This window comes from Aminobacter sp. UC22_36, assembly GCF_044056035.1.
Taxonomy (GTDB): Bacteria; Pseudomonadota; Alphaproteobacteria; order Rhizobiales; family Rhizobiaceae; genus Aminobacter.
This window is the reverse complement of record NZ_CP171996.1, coordinates 5,301,404-5,324,044: the sequence shown is the minus strand read 5'-3', so window position 1 is coordinate 5,324,044 and position 22,641 is coordinate 5,301,404. Positions and strand designations below refer to the sequence as shown.

The window sequence follows — 22,641 nt, the reverse complement described above, 5'->3', positions numbered from 1 at the left end:
AATCCATTCCCCGCCCTGTCATTGGGAGCGGCGCTTGCGCGCCCGTGTCGCCTTGAGATTGGAGCGCAGCCGGTCAAGCACACCGCGTGTATCGGGCTCGCCCCAGATCCGCCTTTCGCCCCACAGGCTGTTGTAGTTGTTTCCCCCTGACGGTACCAGATCGCTGAACTCGCCTTCCGCTGTCTTGTTGCGAATGGCGACGATTTCGCCCGACGGCATCATCTTGACGATGTTGACCCTGCCGGTTCGATCGATGTTAAGGCGCGGCGAGTCGCCGAAGGTGATCGAGGTCCAGTCGGACGTTTCGGCCAGAACGCGCCCGAACATATAGGGGCCGGTCGGCTCCAGCGATGAATGGCCGTAAAAGCGGGCGTTGAAATGTTCGATGACACGGGCGATGGCGCGCTCGAGCACGGGGCTTCCGGCTTCGGCATAGATGATGGCATTGCTCACGGCCCAGGACGGATGGCCTGCAATATCGCGGAACACCACCATCTCGCAGCGGCCGCCGATCTCGATCGGGCGCAGGTGGAGATAGGACAGGTCGGAATAGAGCCCGCCATAGGTATGAAGCAGGCAGTAGCGCGCGAGATCGGCCTTGAACGCGTAGGGTGTCAGTGCCCGGTAGGCCTGCAGCACCGGTTCGGGATAGTTCTCGGTGAGAAAGGCGACCAGCTCGTCATTGCCATAACGCTGGTATTCGGCGCCGGGGTAAGTAGACCTGAACGAGTCGACGTTGCGGGCGAAGGTGTCGGTGGTTGCCGCGGATGGCTGGTCGCCGTTGGTGATCATGATCTGGAAGAGTCGCTGCGGCCTTGTCGTCATCTATTCGCCCTTTGACATGCGATACGCGCTCCGTGCAAGCGGCGCCCTTCCGACAGCGCGCGGCGCATCAATGCGACCGTATCAGCACGAGCGCCGGAAAGAGAAGATTGTCTGATCCAGACGGTCGAACAACCAACTTCTTGTGCCGTGGACGAGGAGGCTGATGGCGCCTTGCACGTGTTCGCGGCTGGCTAGAACAGCTCGAAATCGCCCGGCGATGCACTGCGCAGTGGCTCGGAGTTCTGGCCGGCCAAGCGTGATGCCAGGTCCGAAAGCGTGATCGCGGCCAGTGCCGCATGAGGTTCGAGGCGCCAGCCTGGGGCTGCGGCCGCGCCGAGATCATTAAGATAGCTGGCTAAGCATCGCAATTTCTGTTCGATGTGATCGAAGCTCTGCAGCGCCTGCGCATAATGCGGGTCGCCGGCGGCGAGCTGCCCGCTCTGTGCGGAAACCAGCGGATGCAACCGTTCCACTTGCGCCGCGATGTCAACCAACTCGATGCTGACCCGCCCGAGCAGCTCGGACACCGGCGTATGGGGCTCATGGCAAAGTGCACTGGCACGCGATGGCATGACGGAAGGCCTTTCAAAAAATCAGAAGAACTCGACGGAACCGCCCGAGGGCGCGACCGGCTGCTGCTTGGGAACCGGGGCGACGAAACCCTTGTCGCCGGAGAGCATGACCTGGCGGGCGCGGCCGGACAGCGGCCAGTACTCGACACGGCGGCCGCGATCTCCGCCGAGGTCGCCGCCAACGATGCTGATGCCTTCGTTGCGCAGGAACGTCTCGGCAAACTCGGCATTCATCGCGCCAATATCCGAAAGGCCCTCGATGGTCCGCGCCCCGCCGAACAGTTTGGCCTCAAGCCGGTGGCGATGCGCGCCACGCTGCAGCAGGCCGTTGACGAGAAGCTCCATCAGGTGAACGCCATAACTTTGGGCATCGAGCGACGAGCGGCCGTTGTTGCCGGGCAGCAGGAAATGGTTCATGCCGCCGGTCTGAGCAAAGGGATCTCGAATACAGGCGGCGACACAGGACCCGAGAATGGTCGTCAGCACGACGTCCCCCTCATGGACCACATGGTATTCGCCGCGCATCACCGTGATGCGGTGGCTTTTGGTGACCAGGGTCACTTAAGGACTCCAACGATCGCTTCGATGGCCTTCTTGAGCGCCGGTATGGTGAACGGCTTGGTCAGGAAGTTGTTGACGCCGAGCGCGACAGCAGCTTCCAGCAGCTGGCGATCGCCCTTGCCGGTCAGCAGGATGAATGGGGTCGCGCGGGTAGGGCCGTAGGAGCGGATCGCCTTCAGCAACTGCAGTCCGTCGAGCTTCGGCATGTTGAAGTCGGAGATGACCATATGGGAGGGCTGCTCCATCATCATGCGCAGGGCCTGCTCGCCGTCCTTGGCGATGGCGATCTTGCGAATGCCCATGTCCTGCAGCGCATCGGTGATGAGCATGCGGCTGGTCGTCGTATCGTCGACGACAAGGACCTTAAAGTGTTCGAGGAAGGACATTTTTGACTCCGTTGGAATTCGAGCGCGTCAGCGCGAGGATGTGGGAGGCGATCTTGTCCAGCGGCGCCTGCCGCTCGACCGCGCCGAGTTCGAAGGCGACTCTCGGCATGCCGTAGACAAGGCTGGTCGCTTCGTCTTGCCCGAGCGTGGAAGCGCCCGCTTGGCGCATTTGCATAAGTCCCGCTGCGCCATCACGGCCCATGCCGGTGAGGATCACGCCGACGGCCTTGGAACCCGTCGCCTTGGCGACTGACGCAAACAGCACATCGACCGATGGCCGGTGACCGTTGACCGGATCGGTGCTGCGCAGCCGGCAGCGCAACTGTCCCGGGCCCGAGATCTCGAGATGCGTGGCGCCGCCGGGGGCGAGATAGACATGCCCCGTGCTGAGCGGTGCGCCATCGACGGCCTCGCTGACGCGCGGCCTCGACATCCGGTTGAGGCGCTCGGCAAAACTCTTGGTGAAGGCGCCCGGCATGTGCTGGGTGATGACGGTAGGCGGGCAGTTTTCGGGAAACTGCGACAACACAGCGATCAACGCCTCGACGCCGCCGGTCGACGAGCCGATCGCAACGATCTTGCCATTGGGCACGTAGTCGGCATTGCCGGCAGGCTGCTCGCGATGTCCGCTGGCCTGGTGCATGTTCCCCGCCAACGGGCGAATCTGGGCACGCGCTGCCGCCTTCACCGTCGCCTGCAACGCGCCGAAGGCCCTGTCATCGCTGAATGATGCCTTGGAGATGCAGTCGAAGGCGCCGATCTCCAGTGCGGTGATCGTGGCCGTGGCGTCGCGGCTGGTCAGGCTCGACACCATGATCACCGGCATTGGCCTCAGCCGCATGATCTTTTCGAGGAACTCGAGGCCGTTCATGTTCGGCATTTCGACATCGAGCGTGATGACATCAGGGTTGAGGGCCTTGATCTTCTCACGTGCCTCCAGCGGGTCGGCGGCATGGCCGACGACCTCGATGGCCGGATCAAGACGCAGCACCGCCGAAAGCAGGCTGCGCATGGTAGCTGAATCGTCAACAATCAGTACGCGGACCTGCTTCATGAGGCGGTTGCCTCGCGTAGCCGATAGGTGGTGATGCCCTCGGGCTGAAAATCCGCCATCGCCGGCCCCGATACCCGTTCGGAGTGGCCGATGTAGAGGTGGCCTCCGGAGGTCAAAAGCGGTACGAAACGGCTCCAGACGCGCGATTGCGTCGCTTCTTCGAAGTAGATGACGACGTTGCGGCAGAAGATCGCCTGGAAACGGCCCTTCATCGGCCAGGCGCCGATGAGGTTGAGTTCGCGGAAGGCGACGATGGTGCGCATCTCTTCGGTGGCGCCGAACGCATTGCCTTCGCCCGAGCGTATCGGTGTGAACCAGCGCCGGCGCAGATCCGGTGGCACCGGGCGCAACGCAGCCTCGCTATAGACGCCCTCGCGGCCCATCGCGATCATGTTGGGATCGATGTCGGTCGCCAGAACCCTGATGTCGTAGCTGGCGGCTTCGGGCATCAAAGACAGGATGGTCAGCGCGATCGAATAGGGCTCGGCGCCATTGGAGCATGCCGCCGACCAGATTCTGACGCGGCCGCCACGGCGCGCCGCATCGAGCAGGGGTGGCAACACCTGCTTTGCCAGATGCTCGAAATGATGCGGCTCGCGGTAGAAGTTGGTGACGTTGGTGGTCAGCGCCGCAAGCATCTTCTGCCGCTCGTCGAGCCCGTCGCGCGAGGCGATGAGCGCGCAATAGTCGCGGAAGCTTTCGAGCCCCAGCGCGCGCAAGCGCTTGGACAGCCGGGAGTAGACGAGCGAGGCCTTCGCCTCGGTCAGATGGATGCCGGCATCGGCGTGAAGCATCGCCGCGATCTGCCGCATGTCCTCGCCGGTGAGCACGAACTCACCCGCCACCAGGCTCTGGCGCTGGTGGCGCGGCGCGTCGATGTTTTGGACGTTGCTCATGCCGCGATCGGCTCGAGCGTCGGCAGGACATTGTCGAGCGCGATCAGGCTGATCATACGGCCTTCGATGGCCAGCACGCCGCGCACGAAGGTCTTGGCCATGTCGGAGGCGACATCCGGCGTCGGCTGGATCGCGTCGTCGGTTACCGACAGGATGTCGGAAACCGCGTCGACCAGAAGGCCCACCACCTGCGGACCGACCTGGGCGACCATGATGACATGGCGCACGGTGGGCTCCGGCGGCTGAAAGCCGAGGCGGGCCGCGAGGTCGACGATCGGCAGGATGGCGCCGCGCAGGTTGATGACGCCGCGCACGAAGGCCGGCGATTTAGGCAGTACTGTTGCCGGAGCCCAGCCTCTGATTTCGCGCACCGACATGATGTCGACGCAGAATTCCTGGTCGCCGATGCGGAACGCGATGAGCTCGCGCGTCGAGTTGTCGTGTTTGTTGGTCTCGGTCATGGCATCACCCTGCTGCTGCAAGAACGGGTTCAAGAATGGTCACGTCGGACTGCGAGTTGGCGATCACCGCATCGACATCGAGGATCAGGGCGACACGGCCGTCGCCCAGAATGGTGGCGGCGGCGATGCCCGGCACGTGCCTGTAGTTCGATTCAAGGCTCTTGATGACCACTTGGCGCTGGCCCTGGATGGTGTCGACGAGCAATGCGCTGCGGCGCCCGCCTTCGGTTTCCACAAGGATAGCGACAGCCGCCAGCGGATCGGTGGCCTGGCTGCGGAAACTGAGTTCGCGGCCGATGTCGATCAGCGGCGTGAAGGCGTCACGGATCGCTATGACGCGCGCGCCGCCGCCAAGGCCATGAACGTCGGGAGCCTTGGGCTGCAAGGTTTCGATGATCGCGGTCAGCGGAACGACCAGTGTCTGGCCGGCGACGGTCACCACCATGCCATCGAGCACTGCGAGGGTCAGCGGCAGGCTCATGGTGAAGGTCGAGCCTTTGCCGGGCCGCGACGTGATCGACAGACGACCGCCCAGGCCCTGGATCGAACGCTTGACCACATCCATGCCGACGCCACGGCCGGAGATGTTCGACACCTCGGACGCCGTGGAGAACCCCGGCAAGAAGATCAAATTGTCGATCTCCTCGTCGGAGAGCGCCGCATCGACCGGGATAAGCCCCTTTTCGGCGGCGATCGCCTTGACCCTGCTGCGGTTGATGCCGGCGCCGTCGTCGGCGACCTCGATGACGATGCGGCCGGAGCGGTGCATTGCCGAGAGGCGGACAACGCCTTCCGCCGGCTTGCCGGCGGCAACGCGTATCTCGGGCTTTTCCAGCCCATGGTCGATGGCATTGCGGATCATGTGGGTCAGCGGGTCGGTCAGCCGGTCGATCACCGTCTTGTCGACTTCGGTACCCTCGCCGTCGGTGATCAGGCGGACCGACTTGCCGGTCATGCCTGCGACTTCGCGCACCAGGCGCGGCATGCGCTGGAACACCGACTTCACCGCTTGAGCGCGGATCGCCATGACGCATTCCTGGATTTCGCGCGTCAGCTGTTCGAGTTCGTCGAGGCCGATGGCAACCGCCGAACCTGGCACATGCCCCGCCTCGATGACACGCTGCGACAGCATCGCCTGGTTGATGACCAGTTCGCCAACCAGATCGATCAGGCGGTCGACGCGCTCGAGATCGGCGCGGATTGTCTGGGGTGCTGCGGCACCCGCCTCGTTGCGCGCCGCGCCGGTCTTGGCCGAAGCCGTTGCCGGATCAGCCACGGCCTCGGCTTCCTCGACCGCTGGAGCCGGTGGAGCTTTCGGCACGATGATCGGAATGATGTCTTCTTCGGTCTGGATCGAGCGCAGTAGTGCGGCAAGCGCGTCGTCCGTCGAACCAGTCTCGGCATCGTCGGCCCGAATGCTCAGGCTGCAATCCCATTCCACGAATTCGAAGACTTCGCGGATATCGTTCTCACCCTTTTCCGTTGTCAGCTTGATCGTCCAGTCGAGATAGGCGCCTTCCGGATCGAGTTCGCCCAGCGGTGGCAGTTCGCCTGCGTCGCAGATGACGTCCATCTGACCCAGACGCTCCAGTTCGCGCAGCACCAGTGCTGTCTCGTTGCCTTTGGCATAGAGCTCGGGCTTGGGCTTGAAGCTGATGGTGAAGCTGCGCCCGGCTGGCGCGTCGGCCGCGCCGTCGAGAAAGTCGAAAGAGACCGCGACGGGGTTGAAGACAAAGTCTTCCATGTCGTCGCCGTCATCGCCTTGCTCCGACGCTATCACGCCGCCGGGTGCAAAGGCGTTCAACTCGTTGACCAGCACTTCGCTGCGCTCGCTGTCCACGGAGACGCCGTCGCGTGCCGCAGCTACCAGATCGGCCAGAAGATCGGCGGCGCGGAGCATGACCATCAACACATCGGCTGACGGCGCAAGCGCGCCGGTTCGCAGATGGTCGAGGGTGGTTTCGAAAACATGGGCGAAACGCACCAGGTCTTCGAGGCTGAAGGCGCCCGCGCCGCCCTTGATGGAATGCACCGCGCGGAACACCGCGTTGACGGTGTCGGATTCGGCTTCCCCGCGTTCCATTGCGAGGAGGCCTGCTTCCAGTTCAGCGAGTTGCTCCTCGCATTCCTGGAAGAAAGTCTGTTTGACCGTTGCCATTGCGTCCACGGACATGTTCCCTAGTCAGTTCACGCCGCCACGCGGCGGATGGCATCGATCAATTTGGCCGGGTCGAAGGGCTTGACGATCCAGCCGGTCGCCCCGGCACGCCGCGCGCGATCCTTCTTTTCGGCATCGCTTTCGGTGGTCAGAACCAAGATTGGAATGCCCCGATAGGTCTCGTCACTGCGCACCTGCTCGATGAAGCCGAAGCCATCCAGCCTGGGCATGTTGATGTCGGTCACGATGACTTGCGGAGACTCGCCCTTCAGCACTTCGAGGCCATGTACTCCGTCCTCGGCCTGAATGACTCGGTAGCCGGCTTGCGACAGCGCCAGTTTCAACATCTCGCGCATGGTGCGAGAATCATCGACGGTCAAAATGGTCGCGCTCATTCCGACATTTCCTCCCTTGTGAAATCCGCTTCCGCAATTCCCAGCAGCCGCAAGCCTTCGATGAAGGTGGGCGTCAGGTTGGTGAAGGAGAGCGCGGTGTCATCCGCGCTCCAGGTTTGTTTGGCCGACAGGAGAACCTGAAGGCATTGGCCGCCGATCCGCTCCACACGCGAGGTATCGATGGTCAGCGCGGTTCCGCGCAGTGCGAGCAAGCCTTCGGCCAAGGGCGTCGCCGCCCTGAAGTCCAAAACTGCAGCCAGCTCGAGTATCCGCTGCGATGGATCGGTAACGGTCGTCATGGGTGCCTCAGAATTCCTGCCAGTCGTCGGCCGCCGGAGCGATCGCGCGAGCGGCGTTGGACCCGTAGCTGGCAACGGCAACCTTCAGTTCAGGCCTGGGCGCGCGGATTGCGGCCTTGTGGCTTGCCGGACGGCTTGTTTCGACCGCCATGGGCTTGCCAAGCCTGAAGGTGCTGATCTGACGCGACAGCTCTTCGGTTTCCTGGGACAGCGAGTGACTTGCGGCGGTTGATTCCTCGACCATTGCAGCGTTCTGCTGGGTGACCTGATCCATCTGGTTGACCGCCGAATTGACCTGGTCGAGACCAGTCGACTGCTCATGCGCGCTGGCAGCGATGTTGGTGACCACCGAGTTGATCTCGGCCACCTGAAGCACGATGCGTTCCAGCGCCCTGCCGGTTTCCGCGACAAGCTTGACGCCTTCGCCGACCTGGGTCGTCGATGCCGAGATCAGGCTCTTGATCTCGCGAGCCGCTTCGGCGGAGCGCTGGGCCAGTGCACGAACTTCGGAGGCAACCACGGCGAAGCCGCGTCCAGCATCGCCGGCCCGTGCCGCTTCGACACCGGCGTTGAGCGCCAGCAGGTTGGTCTGGAAGGCGATCTCGTCGATCACGCCGATGATGCGGCTGATCTGCTCGGACGACTTTTCGATCGTGCCCATGGCATCGATTGCCTTGCGCACCACGATGCCGCTGGTTTCCGCGTCCGACTTGGCCGTGGAGACGACGTCACGAGCATGCACTGCACCTTCAGCCGTCTTCTTGACGGTCGCGGTGATCTCGTCGAGCGCCGCAGCGGTCTCTTCGAGGCTTGCAGCCTGCTGTTCGGTGCGGCGCGACAGGTCGTCGGCAGCGGTGTAGATCTCGCCGGTGCCGGCGTGGATCGCCTTCACGCTCGAGGTGATGCTGAGCATCGTCTGCTGCAGCTTCTCGACGGAGTCATTGAAGTCCGAGCGCAGCTTGACCAGCTTGTCGGGGAACGGCGCGTCGATGCGGTGCATCAGGTCGCCCTTCGACAGGGCGTCGAGACCATTGCCCAGTGCAACGATGGCGACGTGATCCTGGCGATCTTCTTCGGCCTTCTGCGCTGCGCGTGCTGCGTTGTCTTCTTCGACGCGACGGCGCGTTTCAGCCGCTTCGGCTTCGAGGCGCACCTTTTCGATCGCGGCCTCCTTGAAGGTCTGCACGGCAGATGCCATCTGGCCGACCTCGTCCTCGCGACCGATGGCCGGAACGATGACCTTGAGGTCTCCGGCGGCCAGGCTGCGCATCGCCTGCGTCATGCTGTTGACCGGCGTTGCGATCTGGCTCGACAGCCACAGCGCGATCGCCACCAGGATGGCGATGGTCAAGCCTGCGCTGCCGAGCTGCAGGTATTGTGCGGTTGCAATGGCGTCGTTCTTGACGATTGCAGTCTCGTCCTCCCACTTGGTGATCTCGATCTGCATGTCAGCAACCGCCTTGCGGACGGTGGTCTGCACCTCTGACGCGCGGGTCGAGCCAGCAAGCTCGCGACCGCGGTCAAAGGTTTCGGGCTTGCTGGCGAGCTGCACGATCGGGTCACCGATTTCGGTGCGCCAGTTGTTGGCCGCCGTCTCGAAATTGTCGATCGCTGTGATCACGTCCTTGTCCGGGATTGGCCGGGTCTTGGCGTCGGCGATCGTTTTGTCGACCTTCGCGGACGTGTCGTGATAGCGCTTTGCAACGTCCTCGCGCAGGCTCAGCACATAGGTGCGGGCGATGTTGGCGCGGTCGAGGTGCAGAGCTTCGGCCTTGCCGAGGGTGTTGAGCACGCTGCTTGCCACCTGAAGTTCTGCGCTGGCAGCCTCGAGCTGGCTAAGGGCGCGCATCATCATCATCCCGACGACGAGGCTGACGACAACGATCGCCGAGAAAGCGAGCATCAGCTTGCGCGTGATGCTGAGATTGGCCGTTGAGAAGCCCCGTCTCTGCGGCGGCGCGCCGTAGTGGGTGGATGTCTGGTCGAATGTGGAACTCATTGGGCGTTTCCTTGCCGTAGAGATAGCGAATGTGGTTGCCTGGCCGCAGGTCTTCTTTGTCGGCAAAGTATGGCCGTCCAGCGAGAAGCTTTTTTGCTTCGCGCCGCCAGGAGACATGCAGAATGTGACGTGGGTGACCGCGCCGGCGGCGTCGCCAGCGCGTGAATTCTTCGAAAAAGGAGGAGATCTAAAGGAGGTTTTTCAAACGTAGCTTATTAGAAAGTGCTCATGCTTTGCCTGCGTATTCCATTCCCCGAGAGCGCCGACAGGAACCCCTCCCTGTGCTTAAAAATTTAGCAATCTCGTTGACTCGACGTATTCAGAAGAAATTACTCAAGTGTAAATGACGGCAATGCTGCCTAGGTTTTGAGTCTTCAGTACTTGTACGGCAAGCAGTTCGGGCGATGCCGAAGCAATGCTGGGAAGTTAAACTTCCGGTATTGAGGATGATCGTCCCAAGACGATCCAGTACATCTGCAAGATCATTCATCAATTGAATCGGGCTGAGTCCTAGTCCCCGCCGTTCCATTTGACCCGCAATCAATAGTCGAGCCTGCTGCCTTGCTGGCGTTGTCGAACGGTTGCTGCCCGATGACTCAACGGAAAGGCCGCGAGGTAACGGGCTGATTCTTGCCGGGCGCAGCGGTGAGCTTGTTAGAGTTCAGAGGGCGATGTGCCGCGAATTTCCGCTGAGTCATGTAAATTTTTTTGCGGCATGGTGGCCAAGTTGACCTTGAGTCAGGCGACCTGTTGCGGTGTCTGCGCGCGCCGGTTGTGAGCTGGTTTTGAAATTCGCCGAACAAGGGGAATCATGGTGCGGAGGCCTTGATGCAGGCCCTCTGCTCGTGGTTGAATCTCGTCGAGTTTTACTTCCTGTTTAGTTGCAATGCGTGCTGCCATCGGCAGCCACAGAAGGTTTGTGCACAAATGAAAAAGGCGCCGGCCACGCCGACGCCTTCTCCAGCTGGGCGCTCATGGCGCCCGCCGCAGTCACCTTACCCGATACGCTGGCCGCTTTTCGGGTCGAAAACATGCAGGTCAGCGGCGCTCGCCGACAGCCGAACTATATCGCCCGGCTTCACCGAGACCCGCCCCATGGCAAACACGCACACCTGCTGGCCAGCTAGCTTGGCGTAGAACTGCGTCGACAAGCCCAGGGGTTCGACGACTTCGACCTCGGCGGAGATGTCACCGTCGGCAGCGACGCGCATATGCTCCGGCCGCAGCCCGATTGTCACCTCGTCGCCATCGACGAGCGGCAGGCTCGCCAGTATGGGCAAATGCTGGCCGTCGGCCAGGACGGCGGCCGCATCATCGCCGGCTCGCCTGATCATTGCCGGCAGGAAATTCATGCCCGGTGAACCGATGAAGCCGGCAACGAACGCATTGGCCGGCCGGTCATAGAGGTCGAGCGGCGCACCGACCTGCTGGACGACACCGTCATGCATGACGACGATGCGGTCGGCCATTGTCATCGCCTCGACCTGATCATGGGTGACATAGACCGACGTCGTCTTGAGCTGCTGGTGCAGCGCCTTGATTTCGGTGCGCATATGCACTCTGAGCTTGGCGTCGAGATTGGACAGCGGCTCGTCGAACAGGAACACTTTTGGATCGCGCACGATGGCCCGGCCCATGGCGACACGCTGGCGCTGGCCGCCGGAGAGCTGGCGCGGCAGGCGTGCGAGCAGTTTGTCGAGGCCAAGCCGGCTTGCTGCGCCATTGACCCTGGCATCGATCGCGTTCTTCTCGGCTTTCCTGAGTGTCAGGCTGAAGCCCATATTCGCCGCGACGTTCATATGCGGGTAGAGCGCATAGGACTGGAACACCATGGCGATGTCGCGATCCTTGGGCGCGACGTCGTTGACGACGCGGTCGCCGATGCGGATCTCGCCTGCCGATACTTCCTCCAGCCCGGCGATCATCCTGAGCAACGTCGACTTGCCGCAGCCGGACGGGCCGACAAGCACCACGAACTCGCCATCTGATATCTCCAGGTCGACGGCCTGAAGCACGTTGAGCGAGCCGTAGTCCTTCTGGACCTTGTTGAGCGTTACCGAAGCCATGGTCCTACCCTTTGACGGCGCCGGCGGTCAGGCCGGTCACGAGATAGCGTTGCAGGAATGCGAAGAAGATGCAGACCGGGATGAGCGCAAGGATCGACGCCGCCATCATCTGCCCCCAGTCGACGGCGAACTTGCCGATGAAGGTGAGCAGGCCGACGGCAAATGTCTTCTGGCCTTCGCTGGAGATCAGCATCAGCGCAAACAGCAGTTCGCTCCATGCCGCAGTGAAGACGAAGCCGAGCGTCGCGCCCATGCCGGGCAGTGTCAGTGGAATGATGATGCGGCGCAGCGCCTCGAAGCGGGTGCAGCCGTCGATCATCGCTGCTTCCTCGAGATCCTTCGGGATGCCATCGAAGAAGGACTGCATCAGGAAGGTCGCAAACGCGGTGTTGAAGGCGGTGTAGATGATGATCAGCCCGGTCAGGCTGTTGGTCAGGCCGAGTTCGCCCATGATGCGGTAGATCGGCGGTATGACCATCACCAGTGGGAAGGTCTGGGTTAAAAGCAGAGCTATCGCCACCGTTGTCTTGCCGCGGAAGGAAAAGCGCGACATGGCATAGCCGGCGCCCGAGGCGATGACCGTCACCAGGAAGGCGGTGGTCACCGAAACCAGCACGCTGTTGAAGAAATAGAGTGGAAAGTCGCTCGCCTTGAGCACGGTGACATAGTTTTCGAAGGTGGTCGCCGAAGGCCACAGCGTGATGCCTTCGGAATAGAGCAGCGACTGCGGCGTCACCGAGATCTTCAGCGTCCAGTAGATCGGAAACAGCGCGAACACGACATAGGCACCGATCGCACCATAAAGGCCGATGCCGCCAAGCAGGCGTGCGGAAGTCGAACGTCCGGCAATCATCACGAATTCCTCGCAAGCGAGCGGCGGATGCCGATGAGCACGACCGCATAAAGGATGAGCAGCACCAGAAGCAGCACGGCGACAGCCGAGGCGTAGCCCTTGTCCAGCGACTTGAAGGCGCTGACATAGATGTAGGTGGCGACCGTGTTGGTGGCGCCGGCAGGGCCGCCTGCGGTCATGACGAAGATCAGGTCGGCGAAGGTGGCGATCCAGATGGTGCGCAACATCACGGTGATCGCAATCGTCGGCGCCAGGAACGGCAGCGTCACCTTGGAAAAGCGCTGCCATGGCGAGGCGCCGTCGATCGCCGCCGCCTCATGCAGTTCGGACGGTATCGACTTCAGCGCCGCAAGCAGCGTGATGGCGAAAAACGGCACACCGAACCAGACATTGGCGATGATTGGTCCCCACATTGCAGTGGCCGGGTCGGAGAGGATGCTTGTCGGTTCCGCCTGCAGCCCGAGCGCATAGAGCCAGTGCGGCAATGGCCCGACGATGGGGTTGAACAGCCAGGCCCAGGTCAGGCCGGACAGGAACGATGGCACCGCCCAGGGCAGGAACACCACCGCCTGCACCACCTTGCGTCCGAAGAACGGCCGGTCGAGCAGCAGCGCCAGCCCGAGACCGAGGAAGAATTGGAAGAACAGGCTGCCAACTGTCCACCACAGCGTGTTGATGAGCGCCTGGCCGAGCAAAGCGTCGGACAGCATCGCCTGATATTGGCCAAGACCGACGAATTCGGACTTGAAGGCGGAGAACTTGCGGAACGAATAGCTGATGCCGACGATCAGCGGCACCAGCAGCACGGTGACAAGCAGGATCAGCGCCGGCCCGAGATAGAGCCAGGGTTCCAGCCCGGGCAGCGACGAACCTCTCCGCCGCGCCTCCTTGGGTGTTCTCAATTCGGTGACTGCTGTGGTCATGGCGATTGCTTTCGACATGGCAAAAAAATCGCCCCCTCGCGCGCGACCTCGCCTCCAAGGGGAGAAAGGGCTTGGCGGCGACGCCGGCATGACCGCGGAGCGGTCGGCAAGGGGGCAGCAAGGGAGCCCTGAATGGGGGACGGGGTTGGCGGAGCAATGCTGCCCCGCCATGGCCGTCTACTTCTTGTTTTTGGCCATCCAGTCTTGCTGCTCCTTGGTCAGGTAGGCAGCCCACTCATCGGCAACTTCCTTGGCCGGGCGTTTGCCGAGCAACACTTCCTGGAAGCCCTTGATGGCGATCTGGTCGACGAAGTTGCCGAGATTTTCGAGATGGGTCGGCGGCGTCACGAATTCGTACTTGTCGCCGCCGTTCAACTCGTCGAACCAGCCCTTGAACTGCTCGGTCTTGAAGTAGGCATCCTGGTCCGAACCATTGTGGATCGGCAGCACGCCGACCATCTTGGCCCATTCGAGGTTGCCCTGCGGCGACAGCAGCGTTTCCATCAGCTTCCAGCTGTCATCCTTGACGTCGGAATTGGCGAACATCGACCAGCCGGAATAGCCGAGCGTCGGGTAGGACTTGCCGTTGGGTCCGGCCGGAACCGGTGCCACCGCGAAGTCTTCCGCCTTCATCTTTTCGGCGATGCCGATCAGCGCATCCGGGTCCTGGTCGAGCATGGCGCAGGTGCCGGAATAGAAGCCGGTCACGGTCTCGTTGAAGCCCCAGCCGACACTGTCCTTCGGCGCGTAGCCGTTCTTGTAGATCTCGGCCAGCGTCTCCAGGCCCTTCACCGAGCCCGGCTCGTTGATGGTCGCGGTGCCATCGGCGTTGAAGTAGCCGCCCTTGCCGTTGGCGATGTTCATGAACATGTTCATGCCGAAGATCGCACCGGGCCCGCCGCGCAGGCAGTAGCCGTATTTGCCGGGAATGGCGGAGATTTTTTTGGCTGACTCGACGAACTCGTCCAGCGTTGCCGGCGCGTGGTCGATGCCTGCTTCCTTGAACAGCTTCTTGTTCCAGAACATCGCCTTCAGATAGTAGCCGTAGGGGATGGTGTATTGCTTGCCGCCGACGACCGAGCCGAACTCCTTGGCGCGTTCGCCCAGCGTCGCGGCATCCTTCCATTTCGCCATGTAGGGGCCGAGGTCCTCGAGCTGGCCGTTGGCGCCATAAAGCGCGAGCCAGCGCTCGGGCATCTCGACGATGTCAGGCGTGTCGCCGGCCTGGACCATGGTCAGGAATTTTTCGAAGGCCTGGCCCCAGGGCAGCGAGACCAGCTCGACCTTGACGCCCGGGTTTGCCGTTTCGAACTCGGCGATCTGCTTCTTCAGGAATTCGGTGCGCGGCGGGCTGGTGATGACCTCGACCATCTTGATGGTCGAGTCGGCCAGTGCCGATCCGGCCGTCAATGCGAGGCCCAGGGCCGTTGCGAACAACACTTTGTACTTCTTCATTCCAGTCACTCCCATTCTTGGATTTGAAGTTATTTTCTTTTTGCTTCCTCGAAGGCTCGACTGACGTCGGCCCAGAGATCCTCCACATTTTCCAGCCCGACATTCAGCCTGATGGTCCGCGGGCTGACCCCGAACCGGCCTATGGAATTGGCATCCGGCGTTTGCTGCAGCGAGGCCAGCGCCGGCACGACAAGGCTTTCATGGCCGCCCCAGCTGACGCCGATACGAAACAGCTTCAGCGCGTCGGTGAAGGCCGGCACGTCGACGTCGTCGGTCACCTCGAAGGAAAACAGGCCGGAATAGCCCGCGAGCGTCTTCTTGCCCGGATGGTTGGAGAAGGCCGGATGGTTGACGCGCTCGACATGGGCGTGGCCCTTGACCCGCTCGGCGATGGCAAGCCCGCTCTTCATGTGGTGCGGCAGCCTGAGCGGCAGCGTGCGCAGGCCGCGCAGCAAAAGCCAGGCCTCGAAGGGCGACAGCTTGGCGCCAAGATAGGGATAGGTGCGCTCGTTGATGCGGCGGATGTGCTCGGCTGATCCGGCGACAACGCCAGCGACAGTATCGCTGTGGCCGCCGAGATATTTCGAGGCCGAATGCATGACGAGGTCAATGCCATGCAGGATCGGCTTCTGGAACAGCGGCGTCGCCCAGGAATTGTCGATGACGCTGACGATGCCGCGCTCGTGCGCCATGCCAGTCAAAAGCTCGAGATCCTGCAGCTCGAACATCATCGAGGTCGGGCTTTCGAGATAGAGCATGGCAGCACCCGGAAGTGCCGCGGCAACCGCGTCTGGGTCGGAGCCGTCGACATAATCGACCTTGATACCGAGATGTGGCAAAAGCCGCTCGAACAGGCGATAGGCGTCGCCATAGCAGTTGCGGACAGCGACGATGCGTTCGCCCGCGCCGACAAAGGCCAGCACCGTCGAGCTGATTGCCGCCATGCCGCTGGAGAAACCGCGCGCGGCCTCTGCTCCTTCGAGCGCCGCGATCTTGCTTTCGAACTCCATGACGGTGGGGTTGTTGCCGCGCGAATAGATCGGCTTGGTGCTGCGACCGGCAAAGACGTCGGCCATGTCGGCATAGCTGTCGAAGGTGAACAGCGACGTCTGGTAGATCGGCGGAACGACGGCGCCGCCAGGAAATGGCTCGTCATGGGCAAGCAAGGTTGCTGCCTCGGCAATGAAATCCCGCTCGAAATCGTTGCTCATTTGGTGCCTGCACGTTTGAGATTGGCATCACCGCGCCTGAGGTCGGCCTCGACGGTGGCGATCAGCTTCAGGGCTTCGCCTCGCGCGCCCTCGGCATCGCGCGCTGCGATCCGCTCGTAGATCGTGCGGTGGTAGGGAAAGCTGGCGTGGCCGAAATCGCGCACGCCAAGCGGATGCTCCCAGAAGCGGTGGAACAGTTCGTGCATGGCCGAGATGATCTGCTCGAACAGGGGATTGCCCGACACCCGGTAGATCGCCTGGTGGAAATCCCAATCCTCGTCCGAGGACATGCCGGCGCGGCTGTGGAAGGCTTCTTCCATGGTCTCAAGCTTCTGTCGGATGATTTCCAGTTCCGCCGGACCGGCACGCAAGGCGCACAGAGCTGCAGCCTCCGCCTCGAGCCCGCGGCGGATTTCCAGCGTGTGCATCAGGCTTTCGAAGTCGTTGCCCGAGGCGAATGTCAGCGGCAGGTGCAGCATGTCGCGCGACACCGCCGCCTTGAGATAGGTGCCGCTGCCCTGGCGGCGCTCGACAAGGCCGAGCCCCTCCCACCGCGTCAGCGCCTCGCGCACGGTGGTGCGGCTGACCTTGAGCCGTTCCGAAAGGACACGCTCGGTCGGCAGTCGGTCGCCAGGCTTGAGCTCCTCCTGCATGACGAAATCCGCCAGCACATTGAGCACCGCATCGTCGCGCGCCGTGGCTTGAATGGGAGGCAGGTCGAACACGCCAGTATTTCCAATTGGTACAATGGTCGGACCAATTTCTGCATAGGCTGACGCGTGCTGTCAATCGGAAATGTCAGGAGTTTTCAGCAGCGGTCGCCTGCGTCATGCCTGCCGCGAGGTGCGAGCAGCGTCCAGCCGCCCGAAAACCGCGACGAAACAGCCATTACTGAGTACCGGTTCCGCGCGTTGGCTGGCGCGTTAGTACCTGAGCGAAAGTGCATGAAATCAAGCGGTTGGGTTGCGCACGAGCGCCGCCGCATGGACAGGCAGGCGCGCTGCGCCTAATGCGGGCGCGGTCTCTGTTCGGCCAGACGATGCGGGGCGCGGTGCTAGACGATTCCGCTGCTGCCGCCGACCACTGCCGGCCGCTCCACCGCCACCTTGGCGCGGTAGCCCGCGGCGCGGTACGCGGCGACGGGATCGATGGCGCCGCCTGAGCTAAGCCGCGCCATGGCAAGGATCGGCTCGACGTTGGTTCGGTAGGCCGCCTTCAGCGTCTGTGTCGCCATCAGCGCGTCATTGGCATCCTGGTAACCCTCGAGCGCCGTGCGGTCGACCAGAAGGGCTGTCGCATAGGCGCGCTGTACCTCGACAGCCGACAGCATCAGGCTCTCGATCGGATCGGTGACATTGTGGCTCTGGTCGAGCATGTGGGCCGGATAGAAACCCTCGGCCTGGTTCAGCTCGGCATCGACAAGTTCGTTGAAGACGAGGAACAGCCGGTACGGGTCGATCGAGCCGGCATCGAGATCGTCGTCGCCATATTTCGAATCGTTGAAATGGAAGCCGCCGAGCTTTTTGAACTGGATCAGCCGGGAAACGATCATCTCGATATTGACGTTGGGTGCATGGTGGCCAAGGTCGACGAGGCAGAACGCCTTCGGCCCCAGCTCCTTGGCTATGATGTAATTGGTACCCCAGTCCTGCACGACGGTCGAATAGAACGCCGGCTCGTACATCTTGTGCTCGGAGAACAGCCGCCAGTCGTCCGGCAGGGCGGTGTAGATCGCGCGCATGGAGTCAAGATAGCGCTCGAATGCCTTGGCGAAATTGACCTGGCCAGGGAAATTCGAGCCATCGCCGATCCACACCGTCAGCGCCTTGGAGCCGATCGTCTTACCGATCTCGATGCATTCGAGATTGTGCTCGATGGCCTGCTGCCGCGTGCCGGTATCGGCATGCGACAGCGAGCCGTATTTGTAGGAACGCTCCTGGTCCTTGGCGTCCGAAAAGGTATTGGAGTTCATCGCGTCGAAGCCGAGGCCGAAGCGGCTCGCCGCCTGTTTCAGCCGGTTGGCGTCGGCCTTGTCCCAGGGGATATGCAGCGACACGGTCGGCGTCGCCCTGGTCAGTTCGTTGATGACGGCGCAGTCCTCGATCTTGTCGAAGATGTCGCGCGGCTCGCCAGCACCCGGGAACCGGGCGAAACGTGTGCCGCCAGTGCCGACGCCCCAGGAGGGGATGGCGACACCGAAATTCTGGACCTTGTCGCGGATCGCGTCGATCTTGATGCCGCGCCGCTCGAGCTGCTCGCCAAGCGTGTCGTAATCGCGCTGCAGGTTGTTTTCACGCGCAGCGTTGTCTTTTTCGACGACGGTCTTGTCGATCACATGTTCCATCGGCCGTTCCTCCCCGTCCCGAATTTGTTAGCGCGTAAAACTCTGCGCGTTGCCCGCGTCGACATTGATGATGTTACCTGTCGATTTGGACGACATGTCGGAGGCGAAGAAGTAGATCGCCTCGGCGATATCCTCCGGGAATACCGAGCGCTTCAACATCGAGCGGGAACGATAATGCTCTTCCAACTCATCGGTCGACATGTTGTAGGCCGCCGCGCGCTGTTCCTTCCATTCGCCAGTCCAGATCTTCGAACCGCGCAGCACAGCGTCCGGGTTGACGACGTTGACGCGGATCTGTTCGCCCGCACCTTCCAGCGCCAGGCAACGCGCGAGGTGGATCTCCGCGGCCTTGGCGGTGCAATAGGCTGCGGCATTGGGCGAGGCGGCAAGCCCGTTCTTGGAGGCGACGAAGACCACGTTGCCGCCAATCTTTTGGGTGCGGAACAGCTTGAACGCCTCGCGCGACACCAGGAAATAGCCGGTGGCCAAAATGTCCATGTTCTTGTTCCACAGGGCCAGCGTTGTCTCCTCGATCGGAGCGGACGAGGCGAGGCCGGCATTGGACACCAAAATGTCGATGCCGCCGAACTCGATCGCCGTGTCGGTGAAGCCAGCGATGACCTGTTCCTCGCTGGTCACGTCGATCTGGACGGGGCGGACCAAGTCCTTGCCGAACGCCTTGGACAGCTCCTGGTCGGCATTATCGAGGGCGGTCGGGTCGATGTCGGCGAGCACCACGCAGGCGCCTTCGCGCAGCAGCTTTGCGGCCGTCGCCTTGCCGATGCCGCCGGCGCCGCCAGTGACAAGTGCGACGCGGCCAGCCAGCGATTTCGGCTTCGGCATGCGCTGCAGCTTGGCCTCTTCGAGCAGCCAATACTCGATGTCGAAGGCTTCCTGCTCGGGCAGGCCGACATAGGTCGACACCGTCGAGGCGCCGCGCATGACATTGATGGCGTTGACATAGAACTCGCCCGATATGCGCGCCGTCGCCTTGTCCTTGGCAAAGGTGATCATGCCGACGCCGGGCACGAGATAGACCACCGCATTGGGGTCGCGGATAGCGGGCGAGTCGGCGCGCTTGCAGCGCTCGTAATAGGCGGCATAGCCCTTGCGGTATTCTTCAATGGCCTCGGCCAGCTCGGCGAGGGTCTTGTCGATGTCGGGCTTGGCCGGGTCGAAATCGACAACCAGCGGGCGAATCTTAGTGCGCAGGAAGTGATCGGGGCAGCTGGTGCCCAGTGCCGCAAGGCTTTCGAGTTCATTCGAACCGACGAATTCCAGCACTGCGTTCTGGTCGTCGAAATGGCCGACTTTCGGCTCCGACGACGAGATCAGGCCGCGGATCGCTGGCATCAGCTTTGCGGCGACCGCTCGCCGATCGGCGACTGACAGCGTCGGCCGGGCCACGCCGCCGAAGATGGTTTTGCCGGCGGTGTTCTGCTCGAACCACTCGATAGCGCGGTTGATGATGCGGATCGTGGTTTCGTAGCTGTCCTTGGCCGTATCGCCCCAGGTGAACAGGCCGTGGCTTTCGAGCACGACGCCCGTGGCATCTGGATTTTCGAGACAGAATTTTTCGAGCCACAGGCCGAGCTCATAACCCGGCTTCTTCCATGGCAGCCAGCCGATCTCGCCGCCGAAGATGTCCTTGGTCAGTTCGCGGCTGTTCTTCGAAGCGGCGATGGCGATGATCGCGTCGGGATGCATGTGGTCGACATGCTTCTTCGGCACATAGGCGTGCAGCGGCGTGTCGATCGAGGCGGCGCGCGGATTGAGGTTGAAGGTGCAATGCGGCAGGTAGCCGACCATCTCGTCTTCGAATTCGACGCCGCGATAGAGCTGCTTCAGGCCGTTGAGCTTGTCCTGGTAGAGCGTCGAGAAGCCGTCGAGCTTGATCGTGCCGACGTCGCCGCCCGAGCCCTTGACCCACAGCACTTCGGCCATGCCCCCGGTCAACGGGTCCTTCTCCATCACCTTGGCCGAGGTGTTGCCGCCGCCAAAATTGGTGATGCGCTTGTCCGATCCGAGCAGATTGGAGCGATAGAGCAGACGCTGCGGCTCGCTCATGGCGGCGGCCTTCGCGTCATCCCAGAGATTGGCGAGGCGCGAGCTTGGGCGCGTTTCTGACATGTCGGATCCTCCCAGTGCACACGAGACGGCGGTGCTGTGATAGGTGTCAAAATCACACGACCAGCCGCGACGTGTCAATCAGAAACGATCAATATCGATCATGATGCACTGCACAATGAAAATATATGATTGGAAATGATTGACACTGCGCGGTTGCGGTGAGTTAATGACCATGCAGGGAGGAACCATGCACGAAAAAGAACGCCATCGGATCATTCTATCCGCCGTCCAGGAAAAGCCTGTGGTGACGGTGCAGGAACTGGTCGACCTGACCTCGTCGTCAGAGGCGACGATCCGGCGCGACATCGCAGCCCTTCATGTCCAGAAGCGCCTGCGCCGGGTGCGCGGTGGCGCCGAAGCAATCACGCCGCCGCAGTTCGTCGGTCTTGCCGGCCGCCCTTTCAGCGTCAACGAGACCCTCAACGCCTCCAAGAAGCGGGCCATTGCCCGCGAGGCGGTGGAGCTGTGCAAGGACGGCGAGCCGATCATCATCAATGGCGGCACCACCACCTTCCAGATGGTGCACTTCCTGACCAACCGGCGCATGCCGATCTTCACCAATTCATTTCCGATTGCCGAGCACCTGCTCAAGCACTCCAAGAACACGGTGATGCTGTCCGGCGGCACGATCTATCGCGAGCAGAACATCATCCTGTCGCCCTTCGACAATGACGTGACGCGCAACTTCTATGCTCGGCGCATGTTCATGGGGGCGCAGGGGCTCGGACCGCTCGGCCTGATGGAAGGCGACCCGCTGCTCATCCAGGCCGAACAGAAGTTGATCGACCAGGCCGATGAACTCGTCGTTCTCGTCGACTCCTCGAAGTTCAAGCAGCGGTCGAGCCTGATCCTGTGCGGGCTGGCGCGGATCGCCACCGTCATCACCGACGAGGGCATCGAGGACCGCGAGGCCACCATGCTTGAGAGTGCCGGTGTGACGCTGGTCGTCGCCAAGAGCCAGGCGAGGAATACCGAGGAATCTTCGCTGCAGGCATGAGGGATGGCCCCGCGCCGCAGTGCTGATGGAATGCAACGCTCTAGGGAGGAAACGATGAGCATTCTGAGGAAACTGATGGTTGCCGCAGCACTGTCGGCCGCCATGTTCGCAACTGCCGCGCATGCCGAAAACGTCAAGATCGCCCTGGTGGTGAAGTCGCTCGGCAACGGCTTCTTCGATGCCGCCAACAAGGGTGCGCAGGAAGCGGCCAAGGAACTCGGCGATGTCGAGGTGATCTACACCGGCCCGACCAAGGCTACAGCAGAAGCACAGATCGAAGTGGTCAACGCGCTGATCGCCCAGAAGGTCAACGCCATCGCGATTTCCGCCAATGACGCCGACGCGCTGGTGCCGGCGCTGAAGAAGGCGATGGAGCGTGGCATCACTGTCATCTCCTGGGATTCAGGCGTCGCTCCCGAAGGCCGCCAGGTCCATCTCAACCCGTCCGACACCAACCTGATCGGCGAGACCATCATCAAGCTGGCCGCCGACTATCTGCCTGAAGGTGGCGACGTCGCCATCTTGTCGGCATCCTCGACCGCGACCAACCAGAACGCCTGGATCGAAGCGGCCAAGAAGGCGCTACCGGAGAAGTTCCCCAAGATCAATCTTGTCGCCACCGTCTATGGCGATGACGACTCGGCCAAGAGCACCGATGAAGCCAAGGGCCTGCTCAAGTCCTATCCGAACCTCAAGGCGATCATCGCGCCGACCACCGTCGGCGTCGTCGCCGCCGCCCAGGTCGTGACCGACGCGAACCTGATCGGCAAGGTCAACGTCACCGGCCTTGCGCTGCCGTCCGAGTTCAAGAAGTTCATCGACAACGGTGCTTCGCAGGCGGTCGCTTTGTGGAACCCGATCGACCTCGGCTACTCCGCCGTCTACCTCGCCCATGATCTGGCGGTGAAGAAGATGGAAGCCAAGCCGGGCGCCAAGCTTTCGATCGGCCGCGTCGGCGAAGTCACGCTCGACGACACCAACTCAGCGCCGATGGCAGCGCCCTTCACCTTCGACAAGAAGAACATCGAAGAGTTCTCGAAGATCTACTGATTTCGG

At 62.3% G+C, this 22,641-nt stretch carries 21 protein-coding genes; 2 read left to right on the top strand and 19 right to left on the bottom strand.

Annotated elements, in window-relative coordinates; all coding sequences use genetic code 11:
- Window positions 1-18: 18 nt before the first annotated feature.
- From ACHMW7_RS29530 to ACHMW7_RS29440, 19 genes are all read right to left on the bottom strand, one after another.
- Window positions 19-825: a glycosyltransferase family 32 protein gene (locus ACHMW7_RS29530; RefSeq protein ID WP_395448880.1), complete on the bottom strand. Its 807-nt coding sequence runs from the start codon at window positions 823-825 to the stop codon at window positions 19-21.
- A gap of 191 nt (window positions 826-1,016) precedes the next feature.
- A complete protein-coding gene (locus tag ACHMW7_RS29525) occupies window positions 1,017-1,352 on the bottom strand; it encodes a hypothetical protein (RefSeq protein WP_395448879.1) in 336 nt (111 codons plus the stop codon).
- A gap of 66 nt (window positions 1,353-1,418) precedes the next feature.
- A complete protein-coding gene (locus ACHMW7_RS29520) occupies window positions 1,419-1,958 on the bottom strand; it encodes a chemotaxis protein CheD (protein ID WP_395448878.1) in 540 nt (179 codons plus the stop codon).
- A complete protein-coding gene (locus tag ACHMW7_RS29515) occupies window positions 1,955-2,344 on the bottom strand; it encodes a response regulator (RefSeq protein WP_395448877.1) in 390 nt (129 codons plus the stop codon). The genes ACHMW7_RS29520 and ACHMW7_RS29515 overlap by 4 nt, the downstream gene beginning before the upstream one ends.
- Entirely contained in the window at window positions 2,322-3,398 is a 1,077-nt protein-coding gene (locus ACHMW7_RS29510; protein ID WP_395448876.1) for a chemotaxis response regulator protein-glutamate methylesterase, read from the bottom strand. Before ACHMW7_RS29510 ends, ACHMW7_RS29515 begins: the two co-directional genes overlap by 23 nt.
- Window positions 3,395-4,294, bottom strand: coding sequence for a CheR family methyltransferase (locus ACHMW7_RS29505; RefSeq protein WP_395448875.1), 900 nt, complete (start codon window positions 4,292-4,294; stop codon window positions 3,395-3,397). Before ACHMW7_RS29505 ends, ACHMW7_RS29510 begins: the two co-directional genes overlap by 4 nt.
- Window positions 4,291-4,755: a chemotaxis protein CheW gene (locus ACHMW7_RS29500; RefSeq protein WP_395448874.1), complete on the bottom strand. Its 465-nt coding sequence runs from the start codon at window positions 4,753-4,755 to the stop codon at window positions 4,291-4,293. The genes ACHMW7_RS29505 and ACHMW7_RS29500 overlap by 4 nt, the downstream gene beginning before the upstream one ends.
- 4 nt (window positions 4,756-4,759) lie before the next feature.
- The gene (locus ACHMW7_RS29495) at window positions 4,760-6,913 is read right to left on the bottom strand and encodes a chemotaxis protein CheA (RefSeq protein WP_395451482.1); all 2,154 of its coding nucleotides are present in this window, start codon (window positions 6,911-6,913) and stop codon (window positions 4,760-4,762) included.
- A gap of 29 nt (window positions 6,914-6,942) precedes the next feature.
- Complete coding sequence (locus tag ACHMW7_RS29490) at window positions 6,943-7,308, bottom strand: response regulator (protein WP_395448873.1); 366 nt, start codon at window positions 7,306-7,308, stop codon at window positions 6,943-6,945.
- Complete coding sequence (locus ACHMW7_RS29485) at window positions 7,305-7,607, bottom strand: STAS domain-containing protein (RefSeq protein ID WP_395448872.1); 303 nt, start codon at window positions 7,605-7,607, stop codon at window positions 7,305-7,307. Before ACHMW7_RS29485 ends, ACHMW7_RS29490 begins: the two co-directional genes overlap by 4 nt.
- Window positions 7,608-7,614: 7 nt before the next feature.
- Window positions 7,615-9,606, bottom strand: a complete 1,992-nt coding sequence (locus ACHMW7_RS29480; protein ID WP_395448871.1) for a methyl-accepting chemotaxis protein — start codon at window positions 9,604-9,606, stop codon at window positions 7,615-7,617.
- Between the two features lie 995 nt (window positions 9,607-10,601).
- Window positions 10,602-11,672 carry an ABC transporter ATP-binding protein gene (locus ACHMW7_RS29475; protein WP_395448870.1) on the bottom strand — a complete coding sequence of 357 codons (1,071 nt, stop codon included), beginning with the start codon at window positions 11,670-11,672 and terminating at the stop codon, window positions 10,602-10,604.
- Between the two features lie 4 nt (window positions 11,673-11,676).
- The gene (locus ACHMW7_RS29470; protein ID WP_395448869.1) at window positions 11,677-12,525 is read right to left on the bottom strand and encodes a carbohydrate ABC transporter permease; all 849 of its coding nucleotides are present in this window, start codon (window positions 12,523-12,525) and stop codon (window positions 11,677-11,679) included.
- The gene (locus ACHMW7_RS29465) at window positions 12,525-13,448 is read right to left on the bottom strand and encodes a carbohydrate ABC transporter permease (protein ID WP_395451481.1); all 924 of its coding nucleotides are present in this window, start codon (window positions 13,446-13,448) and stop codon (window positions 12,525-12,527) included. Before ACHMW7_RS29465 ends, ACHMW7_RS29470 begins: the two co-directional genes overlap by 1 nt.
- Window positions 13,449-13,625: 177 nt before the next feature.
- Complete coding sequence (locus ACHMW7_RS29460) at window positions 13,626-14,903, bottom strand: ABC transporter substrate-binding protein (protein WP_395448868.1); 1,278 nt, start codon at window positions 14,901-14,903, stop codon at window positions 13,626-13,628.
- Window positions 14,904-14,932: 29 nt separating this feature from the next.
- Complete coding sequence (locus tag ACHMW7_RS29455) at window positions 14,933-16,114, bottom strand: PLP-dependent transferase (protein ID WP_395448867.1); 1,182 nt, start codon at window positions 16,112-16,114, stop codon at window positions 14,933-14,935.
- The gene (locus ACHMW7_RS29450; RefSeq protein WP_395448866.1) at window positions 16,111-16,839 is read right to left on the bottom strand and encodes a FadR/GntR family transcriptional regulator; all 729 of its coding nucleotides are present in this window, start codon (window positions 16,837-16,839) and stop codon (window positions 16,111-16,113) included. Before ACHMW7_RS29450 ends, ACHMW7_RS29455 begins: the two co-directional genes overlap by 4 nt.
- A gap of 329 nt (window positions 16,840-17,168) precedes the next feature.
- Complete coding sequence (gene rhaI / locus ACHMW7_RS29445; protein WP_395448865.1) at window positions 17,169-18,458, bottom strand: L-rhamnose catabolism isomerase; 1,290 nt, start codon at window positions 18,456-18,458, stop codon at window positions 17,169-17,171.
- A 27-nt stretch (window positions 18,459-18,485) separates the two neighbouring features.
- Entirely contained in the window at window positions 18,486-20,588 is a 2,103-nt protein-coding gene (locus tag ACHMW7_RS29440) for a bifunctional rhamnulose-1-phosphate aldolase/short-chain dehydrogenase (protein WP_395448864.1), read from the bottom strand.
- Between the two features lie 187 nt (window positions 20,589-20,775).
- Here ACHMW7_RS29440 and ACHMW7_RS29435 point away from each other — a divergent pair, with 187 nt between their 5' ends.
- Together ACHMW7_RS29435 and rhaS are read left to right on the top strand one after the other, a co-directional pair.
- The gene (locus ACHMW7_RS29435; RefSeq protein WP_395448863.1) at window positions 20,776-21,585 is read left to right on the top strand and encodes a DeoR/GlpR family DNA-binding transcription regulator; all 810 of its coding nucleotides are present in this window, start codon (window positions 20,776-20,778) and stop codon (window positions 21,583-21,585) included.
- Between the two features lie 54 nt (window positions 21,586-21,639).
- On the top strand, window positions 21,640-22,635 hold the full coding sequence (gene rhaS / locus ACHMW7_RS29430) for a rhamnose ABC transporter substrate-binding protein (protein ID WP_395448862.1): 996 nt from the start codon (window positions 21,640-21,642) through the stop codon (window positions 22,633-22,635).
- The last annotated feature ends 6 nt before the right edge of the window (window positions 22,636-22,641 follow it).

Bases quoted from the DNA above. Each gene is read 5' to 3' on its own strand.
- ACHMW7_RS29530 (WP_395448880.1), bottom strand. From the start codon at position 825: ATGACGACAAGGCCGCAGCGACTCTTCCAGATCATGATCACCAACGGC.
- ACHMW7_RS29515 (WP_395448877.1), bottom strand. From the start codon at position 2,344: ATGTCCTTCCTCGAACACTTTAAGGTCCTTGTCGTCGACGATACGACG.
- ACHMW7_RS29510 (WP_395448876.1), bottom strand. From the start codon at position 3,398: ATGAAGCAGGTCCGCGTACTGATTGTTGACGATTCAGCTACCATGCGC.
- ACHMW7_RS29505 (WP_395448875.1), bottom strand. From the start codon at position 4,294: ATGAGCAACGTCCAAAACATCGACGCGCCGCGCCACCAGCGCCAGAGC.
- ACHMW7_RS29500 (WP_395448874.1), bottom strand. From the start codon at position 4,755: ATGACCGAGACCAACAAACACGACAACTCGACGCGCGAGCTCATCGCG.
- ACHMW7_RS29495 (WP_395451482.1), bottom strand. From the start codon at position 6,913: ATGGCAACGGTCAAACAGACTTTCTTCCAGGAATGCGAGGAGCAACTC.
- ACHMW7_RS29490 (WP_395448873.1), bottom strand. From the start codon at position 7,308: ATGAGCGCGACCATTTTGACCGTCGATGATTCTCGCACCATGCGCGAG.
- ACHMW7_RS29485 (WP_395448872.1), bottom strand. From the start codon at position 7,607: ATGACGACCGTTACCGATCCATCGCAGCGGATACTCGAGCTGGCTGCA.
- ACHMW7_RS29480 (WP_395448871.1), bottom strand. From the start codon at position 9,606: ATGAGTTCCACATTCGACCAGACATCCACCCACTACGGCGCGCCGCCG.
- ACHMW7_RS29475 (WP_395448870.1), bottom strand. From the start codon at position 11,672: ATGGCTTCGGTAACGCTCAACAAGGTCCAGAAGGACTACGGCTCGCTC.
- ACHMW7_RS29470 (WP_395448869.1), bottom strand. From the start codon at position 12,525: ATGATTGCCGGACGTTCGACTTCCGCACGCCTGCTTGGCGGCATCGGC.
- ACHMW7_RS29465 (WP_395451481.1), bottom strand. From the start codon at position 13,448: ATGACCACAGCAGTCACCGAATTGAGAACACCCAAGGAGGCGCGGCGG.
- ACHMW7_RS29460 (WP_395448868.1), bottom strand. From the start codon at position 14,903: ATGAAGAAGTACAAAGTGTTGTTCGCAACGGCCCTGGGCCTCGCATTG.
- ACHMW7_RS29455 (WP_395448867.1), bottom strand. From the start codon at position 16,114: ATGAGCAACGATTTCGAGCGGGATTTCATTGCCGAGGCAGCAACCTTG.
- rhaI (WP_395448865.1), bottom strand. From the start codon at position 18,458: ATGGAACATGTGATCGACAAGACCGTCGTCGAAAAAGACAACGCTGCG.
- ACHMW7_RS29440 (WP_395448864.1), bottom strand. From the start codon at position 20,588: ATGTCAGAAACGCGCCCAAGCTCGCGCCTCGCCAATCTCTGGGATGAC.
- ACHMW7_RS29435 (WP_395448863.1), top strand. From the start codon at position 20,776: ATGCACGAAAAAGAACGCCATCGGATCATTCTATCCGCCGTCCAGGAA.
- rhaS (WP_395448862.1), top strand. From the start codon at position 21,640: ATGAGCATTCTGAGGAAACTGATGGTTGCCGCAGCACTGTCGGCCGCC.